Below are 12,458 nucleotides of genomic sequence, written 5' to 3'. Positions count from 1 at the left end.
TAAGGAGGATCATGCGCGCGCTACCTCTCCTGTCGCTGCTGATTGGCAGCTGCGTGACGGTGCCAGCATTGGCGGCCAATTCTTCGCCCGAGGCAAGCGAGTGGCTGAGCAAGCTGGCACAGGCCGAGCAAAAGCAGAGCTACCAAGGCTCTTTTGTCTACGAACGGAACGGCAGTTTCTCTTCCCACGAGATCTGGCACAGGGTCGACGACGGCAAGGTCAGCGAGCGGCTGTTGCAGCTCGATGGTGCCGCTCAGGAGATCGTGCGCGTGGATGGCAAGGTGGAGTGCGTCAGCGGGGCCTTGGTCAGTGGAGTGACGACGCCCCCGAACACTACGCAGCGTGTACTTGATCCGCTGAAACTGATGGGCTGGTATGACTTGAGCGTGGCGGGCAGGTCGCGGGTCGCCGGACGCGATGCCGTGATCGTGACGCTCACCCCGCGCGACCAGCACCGCTATGCCTTCGAATTGCACCTGGACCGCACTACTGGCCTGCCGCTGCGCTCGTTGATGATCAACGACAAGGGGCAGTTGCTGGAGCGCTTCCAGATGACCCGTCTCGATACTGACGCACCCAGCGATGATGACCTGCGCGCCAGTGCTGCATGCAAGCCGGTGCAGCATGTGGCTGCTGCCGCCAATGACACGGTCGCCGGCTGGCGTTCGGACTGGCTGCCGCCCGGCTTCGAGCTGGTCAACAGCTCGGTACGCCGCGACCCCAAGAATGACAGCACGGTCAGCAGCCTGATGTATGACGATGGCCTGGCGCGCTTCTCGGTGTTCCTCGAGCCGGTAAAGGATGAGGGCGGGACCGACATGCGCACCCAGCTTGGCCCGACCTCGGCGGTCTCGCGTCGGCTGAACACGCCCAAAGGCAAGGTCATGGTCACTGTGGTCGGCGAGATTCCGCTGGGTACCGCAGAGCGTGTGGCGCTGTCGATGCGCCCCCAGGATGGCCAGGCGCGCCAGTGATGGCGTGCATTTGCGGGCATGGCGTGCAGGCCATGCCAAGGCGTGCGGACATGCCGCTGAAATGAAATTAAAGCATTGTCATTTGCAATCCATCGGCAAATTTTCTATAGGTCAGGCTTCTAGGAGTCTGGCCTTTCCTGTTTTGTGCAGGGGCCTTTCTAAACTACCGCTCGTTGTGACGGGAGCCGTATGTCAATACCACGCTTGAAATCCTACCTATCGATGTTCGCCGCCGTGCTGATGCTCGGCCAGGTGCTCAGCGCCCAGGCCGAGGAAGCCCTGCCGGACTTCACTACCCTGGTCGAGCAGGCCTCGCCAGCCGTGGTCAACATCAGTACCAAGCAGAAACTGCCGGACCGCCGCATGGCCGCCGGGCAGATGCCCGACCTGGAAGGCCTGCCGCCGATGTTCCGCGAGTTCTTCGAGCGCAACATGCCGCAGCAACCGCGCTCACCGCGTGGCGACCGCCAGCGCGAGGCCCAGTCGCTGGGTTCGGGCTTCATCATTTCCAGTGATGGCTACGTACTGACCAACAACCACGTGGTAGCCGATGCCGACGAGATCATCGTCCGCCTGTCGGACCGCAGCGAGCTGCAGGCCAAACTGGTCGGCACCGACCCGCGCACCGACGTGGCCCTGCTCAAGGTCGAGGGCAAGAACCTGCCGACCGTCAAGCTGGGTGATTCCGAGAAGCTCAAGGTGGGCGAGTGGGTGCTGGCCATCGGTTCGCCGTTCGGCTTTGACCATTCGGTGACCAAAGGTATCGTCAGTGCCAAGGGCCGTACCCTGCCCAATGACACCTACGTACCGTTCATCCAGACGGACGTGGCCATCAACCCCGGAAACTCCGGCGGCCCGCTGTTCAACATGAATGGCGAAGTAGTGGGTATCAACTCGCAGATATTCACCCGTTCCGGTGGTTTCATGGGCCTTTCGTTCGCCATCCCGATCGATGTGGCGATCGATGTCTCCAATCAGCTGAAGAAAGACGGCAAGGTCAGCCGCGGCTGGCTGGGCGTGGTGATCCAGGAGGTCAACAAGGACCTGGCTGAATCGTTCGGCCTGGACAAGCCGGCCGGTGCCCTGGTGGCACAGGTGCTGGAAAACGGCCCTGCAGCCAAGGGCGGCCTGCAGGTGGGTGACGTGATCCTGAGCATGAACGGCCAGCCGATCATCATGTCGGCCGACTTGCCGCATCTGGTCGGCAGCCTCAAGGATGGCGAAAAGGCCAAGCTGGAGATCATCCGCAACGGCAAGCGCCAGAACCTCGACATCAGCGTTGGCGCACTGCCCGACGAAGATGCCGACATCGGTACCGGCGCCGAAGGCAGCGCCGAGCGTAGCAGCAACCGCCTGGGCGTCTCGGTTGCCGACCTGACCGCCGAACAGAAGAAAGCCCTCGAACTCAAGGGTGGTGTGGTCATCAAGGAAGTTCAGGATGGCCCGGCCGCGATGATCGGCCTGCGTCCGGGTGATGTGATCAGTCACCTGAACAACCAAGCTATCGGTTCGGCCAAGGAATTCACCGAAATCGCCAAGGAACTGCCGAAGAACCGTTCGGTGTCGATGCGCGTACTGCGTCAGGGCCGTGCCAGCTTCATTACTTTCAAGCTGGCTGAATAAGGTGTAGTTGCCTTCGCAGGCATTGTCCGGCTTGACAAGCCCGGTGCGTGAGCGCCGGGCTTTGTCATTCAGGGGGGGCTCAGTTGAAAATGGACATCAACGTGCCGAGGTATCCAGCAACTGCGGTTGAGTTGAAACCGATCACAGTGCGCTGCCCGTTATCCAGGCAAGTCATGGCATCGGGTATGCCGACGAGATCATTGATCGGTCGGAAGGATGTATCAATGGAGCCATCCGCAAGAAAGCGACGGTTTTCCAGGCTCCTGCCCAGGCCGAACGCAAACAGCCGATGTTGCTCATCGATGGCCACTGCACACCAATCTGTCAGACCTGAGTCGTCCAGTATCGGTGCACCGCCGTTAAATGTCGGGTCCTTCGCGCCACTGGCATCGAACTGCCAGAGCAATGCTTGTGATGAATTGTCTCCGGTTGTCGCTTTACCGGCGACCAGCAGCTGTCCTTCCGGCCTGGCTAGCAGCGCGTTGAGTTCGGTAGCGAAACCCTCAGCCCGGAAATACACTGTGCCGCCTTCACCGAAGGCTGAATCCAGCTCGCCGTCGTGACGGTAGCGAGCGAGAAAGCTTTCTGCGGGCTGCCCCTGCTGCGAGCGGGTTCCGCTGACCACGAACCCGTCAGGCAACTGAACGATTCCGGCGACAGCAATTTGGCCTGCGTCCGGTAGAATATCGATGAATTCCTGAAGCCCTGCTGCTGGCTGGCCGGTGTGTTCCCGCAGGTACACCCTGGCCATCGTGGAACGCGCGCCTTGAGCCTTTTGGAGGTTCAAGGAAACCATGAGGTATGGCCCGTCGCTTGTAAGGCGACCGCTACCAATCACCATGCCCATATCCGGCGGCACGCTCAGGAGCTGGTGTTCACCTCCTCGGCCATCGCGGTCGTAACAGGTGAGCCTGGGCTTTGCCAGTAGGTTCGAGGTAGGGGCACTCCATCCCAGCACTGTGAAGCGTTGGTCAGCCAGTACCGTTAGCGCTTCAGTCGATGCATGTTCGTCAATCACGTAACGGCCAACGATCACGCCGCCCTGTGCAAAGTCGTTGTCAACTGAACCGTTTGCGGTAAAGCGGGTCAGGGCAAAATGACGCCCCCCGGAGGAGTCAAAGGCAAGCGCGCTGACAAGCAGGCTGCTCCCTTGTAGCGCCATGCCAGTCAGGTTTCGGCCTATTGAAGCGCCATGGAACGAAGGGAGCTCGGCCCTGCCATTCATTCCAAATGCAGGGTCGTAATCCCCCGGTGTCATGTGTTGTTCGGGCATGCTGGTCACCTTGGTCGAGAGGTTTGCAAGGATGGTCGACTCCCGATGCGGTGAGTACTGGCAGAAATGTCAGGTAGCACCTCTGTCAGGCAACCGTGTTCACCAACGGCCGGATGGCGTGGCGGCCTGCTGCGGCTTAAGGTACAATTCCCGGCTATTTTTCGGCGGGCGTCCGGCTCGCAGCCTTTTCGAGTGTTGACCCGTGAGTGATTTGAGTCATATCCGCAATTTCTCCATCATCGCCCACATCGACCATGGCAAGTCGACGCTGGCCGACCGTTTCATCCAGATGTGCGGTGGCCTGTCGGCACGCGAGATGGAAGCCCAGGTGCTCGATTCCATGGACCTGGAGCGTGAGCGCGGTATCACCATCAAGGCCCACAGCGTCACGCTCAACTACAAGGCGCAGGACGGCAAGGTCTACCAGCTGAACTTCATCGATACTCCTGGCCACGTCGACTTCACCTACGAAGTCTCGCGTTCGCTGGCGGCCTGTGAGGGCGCGCTGCTGGTGGTGGATGCCGGCCAGGGCGTCGAGGCCCAGTCTGTGGCCAACTGCTATACCGCCATCGAGCAGGGCCTTGAGGTCATGCCGGTACTGAACAAGATGGACCTGCCCCAGGCCGATCCGGATCGCGTCAAGGACGAGATCGAGAAGATCATCGGCATCGACGCCACCGACGCCGTGGCCTGCAGTGCCAAGAGTGGCATGGGCGTGGACGAGGTGCTCGAGCGCCTGGTGCAGACCATTCCCGCGCCGGAAGGCGATATCGAGGCGCCGCTGCAGGCGCTGATCATCGACTCCTGGTTCGACAACTACCTGGGTGTGGTCTCGCTGGTGCGCGTGCGACACGGTCGCGTCAAGAAAGGCGACAAGATCCTGGTCAAGTCCACCGGCAAGGTGCACCTGGTCGACAGCGTGGGCGTGTTTACCCCGAAGCACACCCAGACCGCCGACCTGAAGGCCGGCGAAGTGGGCTTCATCATCGCCAGCATCAAGGACATTCACGGTGCCCCGGTCGGTGACACCCTGACCCTGTCCGCGACCCCTGAGGTCGAAGTGCTGCCAGGCTTCAAGAAGATTCAGCCGCAGGTCTACGCCGGCCTGTTCCCGGTCAGCTCCGACGACTTCGAGGACTTCCGCGATGCGCTGCAGAAGCTGACCCTGAACGACTCGTCGCTGCAATACATGCCGGAAAGCTCCGACGCCCTGGGCTTCGGCTTCCGTTGCGGCTTCCTCGGCATGCTGCACATGGAGATCATCCAGGAGCGCCTGGAGCGCGAATACGACCTGGACCTGATCACCACCGCGCCAAGCGTGATCTATGAGCTGGAACTGAAAACCGGCGAGACCATCACCGTCGACAACCCGTCGAAGCTGCCAGACGTCTCGGCTGTCGCCGATTTCCGCGAGCCGATCGTCACCGCCACCATCCTGGTGCCGCAGGAGCACCTGGGCAACGTCATCACCCTGTGCATCGAGAAGCGTGGCGTGCAGCGCGACATGCAGTTCCTCGGTAGCCAGGTGCAGGTGCGCTACGACCTGCCGATGAACGAAGTGGTGCTGGACTTCTTCGACCGCCTCAAGTCCACCAGCCGCGGCTATGCTTCGCTGGACTATCATTTCGATCGCTACCAGTCGGCCAATCTGGTCAAGCTGGACGTACTGATCAACGGCGACAAGGTCGATGCCCTGGCATTGATCGTGCACCGCGACAACGCGGCCTACAAGGGCCGTGCGTTGACCGAAAAGATGAAGGAACTGATCCCTCGGCAGATGTTCGACGTGGCGATCCAGGCAGCTATCGGCGGCCAGATCATTGCGCGGACAACCGTCAAGGCGCTCAGAAAGAACGTACTGGCCAAGTGCTACGGTGGCGACGTCAGCCGTAAGAAGAAGCTGCTGGAGAAGCAGAAGGCCGGTAAGAAACGCATGAAACAGGTGGGTAACGTGGAAATTCCACAGGAAGCCTTCCTCGCCGTGCTCAGGTTGGATAGCTAGGTCCTATGTCGCTAAATTTCCCGCTGTTGCTAGTCATCGCCGTCTTCGTCTGCGGCCTGCTGGGCTTGATCGACCTGCTGTTCCTGGCCCCGCGCCGGCGTGCGGCAATCGCCAACTACCAGGGCAGCGTCAGCCAGCCCGAGATGGCGGTGGTCGAGCGCCTGGGCAAAGAGCCGTTGCTGGTCGAGTACGGCAAGTCGTTCTTCCCGGTGCTGTTCATCGTGCTGGTGCTGCGTTCGTTCCTGGTCGAGCCGTTCCAGATCCCTTCGGGGTCGATGAAACCGACCCTGGAAGTGGGCGACTTCATCCTGGTGAACAAGTTCTCGTACGGCATTCGCCTGCCGGTGATCGACAAGAAGGTCATCGAGGTGGGTGACCCGCAACGCGGTGATGTGATGGTGTTCCGCTACCCTAGCGACCCGAACGTCAACTACATCAAGCGTGTGGTCGGCCTGCCGGGCGACCAGGTGCGCTACACCAGCGACAAGCGGTTGTTCGTCAACGGCCAGCCGATTGCCGAGCAACTGGTGGGCACCGAGCCGGGCACTTTGGGCAGCGCCGAGCTGTACAAGGAAAAGCTCGGCGAGGCCGAACACCTGATTCGCAAGGAAATGAGCCGTTATCGCATGCCGCCGGACCAGCAATGGACCGTGCCAGCAGGCCATTACTTCATGATGGGCGACAACCGCGACAACTCCAACGACAGCCGTTACTGGGATGACCCGAACATCCCGAAGGAACTGCACGGCATGGTTCCCGACCGGAACATCGTCGGCAAGGCCTTCGCGGTGTGGATGAGCTGGCCAGAGCCCAAGCTCAGCCACCTGCCCAACCTGTCGCGGGTCGGTCTGATCCATTGATACCCATCGGCGCTGGCCTGCAGGCAGCGCCGAATGCATTTCTGACATAGGCTGTGTTCTCAGGGATCGGGAGATTCGTCGCACATCGCGGCGGGCCACAGCCAAACAGTCTTTCAGGATGTTGATTTGAACAACGCGTTGAACAACGAACGGGTGGCTGCATGAGTGCTCCCCTTGCCCGTCTGGAGCGAAAGCTCGGTTATACCTTCAAGAACCAGGACCAGATGCTCCTGGCACTGACCCATCGCAGCTACGCCGGGCGCAACAATGAGCGCCTGGAGTTTCTCGGTGACGCCATTCTCAACTTCGTCGCCGGCGAAGCGCTGTTCGAGCGCTTCCCGCAGGCCCGCGAAGGCCAGCTGTCGCGCTTGCGCGCGCGCCTGGTCAAGGGTGAGACCCTGGCCCGCCTGGCCCGTGGTTTCGACCTGGGCGATCACCTGCGCCTGGGCTCGGGGGAGCTCAAGAGCGGTGGCTTCCGCCGCGAGTCGATCCTGGCCGACGCCCTGGAGGCGCTGATTGGCGCCATCTACCTGGACGCCGACATGGAAACGGCCCGGGAGCGCGTGCTGGCCTGGCTGGCCGATGAATTCGAAGGCCTGACCCTGGTTGATACCAACAAGGACCCGAAAACCCGCCTGCAGGAGTTCCTGCAGTCGCGCAGCTGTGAGCTGCCGCGTTACGAAGTGGTGGATATCCAGGGCGAACCGCACTGCCGGACCTTCTTCGTCGAATGCGAAGTGGTGCTGCTGAACAACAAGAGCCGTGGCCAGGGCGTTAGCCGGCGTATCGCCGAGCAAGTCGCCGCCGCGTCTGCACTGATCGCCCTGGGCGTGGAGAATGGCAATGACTGATAGCAACCCGACCCGCTGCGGCTACGTGGCCATTGTCGGCCGCCCGAACGTGGGCAAGTCGACCCTGCTCAACCACATCCTCGGCCAGAAGCTGGCGATCACCTCGCGCAAGCCGCAGACCACCCGTCACAACATGCTCGGCATCAAGACCGAGGGTGACGTGCAGGCGATCTACGTCGATACCCCCGGTATGCACAAGGCCAATGACAAGGCCTTGAACCGCTACATGAACCGCAATGCCTCGGCGGCCCTGAAGGACGTCGACGTGGTGATCTTCGTGGTCGACCGCACCAAATGGACCGACGAGGACCAACTGGTGCTGGAGCGCGTGCAGTACGTGACGGGCCCACTGATCATCGCGGTCAACAAGACCGACCGCATGGAAGAGAAGGCCGAACTGATCCCGCACCTGCAATGGCTCCAGGAGCAGTTGCCGAACGCCGAAGTGATGCCTATTTCCGCGCAGCAGGGGCACAACCTGCAGGCGCTGGAAGCACAGATCGCCAAGCACCTGCCCGAGAACGAGCACTTCTTCCCCGAAGATCAGATCACCGATCGCAGCAGCCGCTTCCTGGCCGCCGAACTGGTGCGCGAAAAGATCATGCGCCAGCTGGGTGCGGAATTGCCGTACCAGATCACCGTGGAAATTGAAGAATTCAAGCAGCAGGGCCACGTGCTGCACATCCACGCGCTGATCCTGGTCGAGCGCGATGGCCAGAAGAAGATCATCATTGGCGACAAGGGTGAGCGCATCAAACGCATCGGCTCCGAGGCGCGCAAGGACATGGAGGTGCTGTTCGACTCCAAGGTCATGCTCAACCTGTGGGTCAAGGTGAAAGGCGGCTGGTCCGATGACGAGCGCGCCCTCCGCTCGCTGGGCTACGGCGACCTCTAAGCAATACTATTGGGGCCGCGGTGTGGCCCATCGCCGGCAAGCCGGCTCCCACCCCGATCGCATCGACTTCAAGCCATGCGCCGTACCTGTGGGAGCTGGCTTGCCGGCGATGGGCTGCAGAGCAGCCCCAATATGCAGTTTACCGAGCCACAGGGAGCCAGTGATCTTCCATGGAACAACCTGTCGGCCAGCCAGCCTACGTGCTGCACAGCCGCGCCTACAAGGAAACCAGCGCGCTGGTGGACTTCTTCACCCCGCAGGGCCGCATGCGTGCCGTGCTGCGCCGTGCGCGTGGCAAGGGTGGCAGCCTGGTGCGGCCGTTCGTGCCGCTGGAACTGGAGCTGCGCGGGCGTGGCGAGCTGAAGAATGTCGGTCGCATGGACAGCGCTGGCATCGCCGCCTGGCTGCATGGCGATGCCCTGTTCAGCGGGTTGTACCTCAACGAACTGCTCATGCGCCTGCTGCCCGCCGAAGCGCCTTTCCCGGCGCTGTTCGAGCACTACACCCTGACCTTGCAGGCCTTGGCCGCCGGTCGCCCGCTGGAGCCGCTGCTGCGCTCCTTCGAATGGCGGCTGCTGGACGAGCTCGGTTACGCGTTTTCGTTGCACCACGACGTCAATGACCAGGCGATCGCGGTCGATGGCCTGTACCGCTTGCGTGTGGATGCCGGCCTGGAGCGGGTCGAGCTGGTGCAACCCGGGCTGTTCCGCGGCACCGAACTGCTGGCCCTGGCCGAAGCCGACTGGGATGCGCCAGGTGCCTTGCTCGCTGCCAAGCGCCTGATGCGCCAGGCACTGGCGGTTCATCTGGGGGCAAAACCGCTGGTCAGCCGGGAACTGTTTCGCAAGCGCTGATCACGACGTATGCTGTGGGGCTCAATCTTCAGGAGAGCCTTTCGTGACTCACAGCAACCGCATGCTTCTCGGCGTAAACATCGACCACGTGGCGACCCTGCGCCAGGCCCGGGGCACGCGTTACCCCGATCCGGTCAAGGCTGCCCTGGATGCCGAGGAAGCGGGCGCCGATGGCATCACCGTGCATCTGCGTGAAGACCGTCGGCACATCCAGGAGCGTGATGTGGTGCTGCTGAAGGACGTGCTGCAGACGCGCATGAACTTCGAGATGGGCGTCACCGAAGAGATGATGGCCTTTGCCGAGAAGATCCGACCGGCGCACATCTGCCTGGTACCCGAAACCCGTCAGGAACTGACCACCGAAGGCGGCCTTGACGTGGCGGGCCAGGAGGCACGGATCAAGGCTGCGGTTGAGCGGCTGTCGCGTACCGGTGCCGAAGTGTCGCTGTTCATCGATGCCGACGAGCGGCAGATCGAGGCGTCGCGTCGCGTTGGTGCGCCTGCCATCGAACTGCACACCGGGCGTTACGCCGATGCCGAAACCCCGACCGAAGTGGCCGAGGAGCTCAAGCGTATCGTCGATGGCGTGGCGTTTGGCGTGGGGCAGGGGTTGATCGTCAATGCTGGCCACGGGCTGCACTACCACAACGTGGAGGCGGTGGCGGCGATCAAGGGCATCAATGAGCTGAACATCGGTCATGCGCTGGTGGCGCATGCGCTGTTCGTCGGCTTCAAGGCCGCTGTGGCCGAGATGAAGGCGCTGATCGTGGCGGCTTCGCGCTAATCTCTGGTCGCCTGTACCGGCCTCTTCGCGGGTAAACCCGCGAAGAGGCCGGCACAAGCGATGTATTACTCGGCAGGAAATACCAGGGTAAACCGGGTCGGCCCCAAGGGCCTGCTGCTGACCTCGACCCGCCCACCATGCAACTGCATGATCGATTTCACGATCGCCAGCCCCAACCCGGTCCCTCCCTCCAGCCGCGAGCGCCCCGAGCCCACCCGGTAAAACCGCTCGAACAAGCGCGACTGGTGCTTTTCAGCAATACCAGGCCCCTGGTTTTCCACCGAAAGCCTGACTTCGCTGCCCACGCGCTCGATGCACAGTTCCACAGGTTTGCCATCCGGACAGTGCCGAATGGCATTGCTCAACAGGTTCGACAGTGCCCGCTGAAACATCAGCCGATCACCCTGCGCCGTCCCCCAGCCTTGCACACGCAACTCAACCCCTTTCAGCTCGGCACTGAACGCAAACAGCTCGACAACCCGCGCCGTCTCGTCGGCCAATGCCATGGGCTTGAGCGCGACCTGGGCCTGGGGTTGGCTGACCTGGGCGAGAAACAGCATGTCATTGATGATGCGGTTGAGCCGGGTCAGTTCTTCGATGCTGTCTTCCAGCACTTCCCGGTAATTCGCGTTGTCCCGTTCGCGGGCCAGCGTCACTTGCGCCTTGCCCATCAGGTTGCTCAACGGTGTGCGCAGTTCATGGGCCAGATCATCGGAAAACTGCGACAGCTGGCTGACGCCCTGATCGAGGCGGTCGAGCATCACGTTGATGCTGCTGGCCAGCTCTGCCAGCTCCAGCGGCAGGCCGGTAGCGGGAAGGCGATGTTGCAGGTCCTGGGCCGACACCCGCCCGGCAATGCGCCGGAAGTGCCGCAGTGGCCTCAGGCCGCGCTGCATCAGCCACCAGGCACCGGCCCCGATCAGCAACAGCAGCAACGGCAGCGCGAGCAAGGTGGAATGCAGATAGGCCTGCAGCAGGGCGTTGTCGTCGGCGCGGTTGAGCGACATCATCACCTTGACCGGGGTGTCGTCGCGCAGGCGCATCAGCCGGGTCGCGGTGAGTATCTGGTTGCCATTGCTGTCGCGCCACGCATGAAAGGCCAGACGGGCATCGGTGCGCAGCTCGCCTACCTGTGATTCCAGCGCCGGCCCGAGGCTGAGCAGGTGCGGGTGGCGGCCTTCGAGAGCCAGCACGCTGAGGCTGAGGTTATCGTGCCCCATCACCAGGTCGAGCAAGGGATGGGCGCGGCTGCCCAGGTCTTCGCTACGCAGGTCGACGCGCAGGTTGTGCTCGACCTGCAGCATCTTGCGCGCCAGGTCCTTGCGTGCGCGGCTGTCCAGTTCGTGATCGAGGGCGAACACGGCCAGGCAGGCCAGCAGCAGTACCAGTGCGGCGCCCATCAGCGTCACGCTCAGGCCCAGGCGCAGTGACAGACTGGCGTTTTTCAAAAGCGTGCCTCGAGCACGTAGCCGACGCCACGCAGGGTATGGATCAGCTTGTTGTCGAACGGGTCGTCGATCTTGGCCCGCAGGCGCCGGATCGAAACCTCGACCACATTGGTGTCGCAGTCGAAATTCATGTCCCACACCAGCGAGATGATCTGGGTGCGCGACAGCACCTCGCCGGTCTGACGCATCAGCAGGTGCAGCAGGGCGAATTCCTTGGCGGTCAGGTCGATACGCTGCCCGGCGCGGTAGGCGCGGTGGCGGCCGGGGTCCAGCTCCAGATCGGCGACGCGCAGGGTGCTGGGCTGCAGTTGCTGGTCGTTGCGGCGCAGCAGGCTGCGGATACGGGCCAGCAGTTCCGGGAACTCGAAAGGTTTGAGCAGGTAATCGTCGGCACCCAGGTCCAGGCCCTTGACTCGGTCGGCCAGGCGGCCATGGGCGGTCAGCATCATGATGCGCGTGGCCGATTCGGCGCGCAGCCGCTGCAGCACGGTCCAGCCATCGAGCTCGGGCAGGTTGACGTCGAGAATGACCAGGTCGTAGGGCTGCTGGCGGGCCAGGTGCAGGCCATCGGTGCCGGTGTGGGCGCAGTCGACCACGTAGCCGTTCTCGCGCAGGCCCTGCTGCAGGTAGTCGGCGGTGCGCAGTTCGTCCTCGATGATCAGTAGACGCATGGATGGGCTCGGTGTGATGAAAGGGGGCGATTCTCGACCCTGTAGTGGCATCAGGGTCAAGGAGCGGGATGTTACGGCATGAGTAAGGGCGCGCGGCGCAGATAACGGATTTGTAATGCTGCCGTTATCTGGCTGTCTGTTAGGGCCCTATCGCCGGCAAGCCAGCTCCCACAGGTACTGCACAGTTTCCAAGACCTGTGGTGATCCTGTAGGAGCTGGCTTG

General features: G+C 62.4%; 11 protein-coding genes. 8 read left to right on the top strand and 3 right to left on the bottom strand.

Annotated features, from left to right (window positions below):
- Positions 1–11: 11 nt before the first annotated feature.
- Complete coding sequence (locus tag GYA95_RS17865; protein ID WP_015271599.1) at positions 12–974, top strand: MucB/RseB C-terminal domain-containing protein; 963 nt, start codon at positions 12–14, stop codon at positions 972–974.
- Between the two features lie 222 nt (positions 975–1,196).
- Complete coding sequence (locus GYA95_RS17860) at positions 1,197–2,597, top strand: DegQ family serine endoprotease (RefSeq protein ID WP_370290353.1); 1,401 nt, start codon at positions 1,197–1,199, stop codon at positions 2,595–2,597.
- A 79-nt stretch (positions 2,598–2,676) separates the two neighbouring features.
- Here the strand turns inward: GYA95_RS17860 and GYA95_RS17855 are convergent, their stop codons facing one another.
- On the bottom strand, positions 2,677–3,870 hold the full coding sequence (locus tag GYA95_RS17855) for a hypothetical protein (protein WP_015271597.1): 1,194 nt from the start codon (positions 3,868–3,870) through the stop codon (positions 2,677–2,679).
- A 202-nt stretch (positions 3,871–4,072) separates the two neighbouring features.
- Between GYA95_RS17855 and lepA the strand changes: the two genes are divergently transcribed.
- The 6 genes from lepA (at position 4,073) to pdxJ (ending at position 10,116) form a co-directional block, all read left to right on the top strand.
- Entirely contained in the window at positions 4,073–5,872 is a 1,800-nt protein-coding gene (gene lepA, locus GYA95_RS17850) for a translation elongation factor 4 (RefSeq protein WP_013973995.1), read from the top strand.
- A gap of 5 nt (positions 5,873–5,877) precedes the next feature.
- Complete coding sequence (lepB, locus tag GYA95_RS17845; RefSeq protein ID WP_003258486.1) at positions 5,878–6,732, top strand: signal peptidase I; 855 nt, start codon at positions 5,878–5,880, stop codon at positions 6,730–6,732.
- A 161-nt stretch (positions 6,733–6,893) separates the two neighbouring features.
- Entirely contained in the window at positions 6,894–7,583 is a 690-nt protein-coding gene (gene rnc, locus GYA95_RS17840; RefSeq protein ID WP_003258487.1) for a ribonuclease III, read from the top strand.
- On the top strand, positions 7,576–8,478 hold the full coding sequence (gene era / locus GYA95_RS17835; RefSeq protein ID WP_015271595.1) for a GTPase Era: 903 nt from the start codon (positions 7,576–7,578) through the stop codon (positions 8,476–8,478). Before rnc ends, era begins: the two co-directional genes overlap by 8 nt.
- 170 nt (positions 8,479–8,648) lie before the next feature.
- The gene (gene recO, locus GYA95_RS17830; RefSeq protein ID WP_015271594.1) at positions 8,649–9,332 is read left to right on the top strand and encodes a DNA repair protein RecO; all 684 of its coding nucleotides are present in this window, start codon (positions 8,649–8,651) and stop codon (positions 9,330–9,332) included.
- Positions 9,333–9,393: 61 nt separating this feature from the next.
- Positions 9,394–10,116: a pyridoxine 5'-phosphate synthase gene (pdxJ, locus tag GYA95_RS17825; protein ID WP_153670549.1), complete on the top strand. Its 723-nt coding sequence runs from the start codon at positions 9,394–9,396 to the stop codon at positions 10,114–10,116.
- Positions 10,117–10,181: 65 nt separating this feature from the next.
- Here pdxJ and GYA95_RS17820 read toward each other — a convergent pair whose 3' ends face one another.
- Both GYA95_RS17820 and GYA95_RS17815 read right to left on the bottom strand, forming a co-directional pair.
- Entirely contained in the window at positions 10,182–11,564 is a 1,383-nt protein-coding gene (locus tag GYA95_RS17820) for a heavy metal sensor histidine kinase (RefSeq protein ID WP_015271592.1), read from the bottom strand.
- Positions 11,561–12,235 (bottom strand): heavy metal response regulator transcription factor, encoded by a 675-nt coding sequence (locus GYA95_RS17815; RefSeq protein ID WP_003258489.1) that lies wholly within the window; start codon positions 12,233–12,235, stop codon positions 11,561–11,563. Before GYA95_RS17815 ends, GYA95_RS17820 begins: the two co-directional genes overlap by 4 nt.
- Between the last annotated feature and the right edge of the window lie 223 nt (positions 12,236–12,458).

Source organism: Pseudomonas asiatica (genome assembly GCF_009932335.1).
Lineage (GTDB): Bacteria > Pseudomonadota > Gammaproteobacteria > Pseudomonadales > Pseudomonadaceae > Aquipseudomonas > Aquipseudomonas asiatica.
This window is presented reverse-complemented; position numbering and strand designations above follow the sequence as displayed.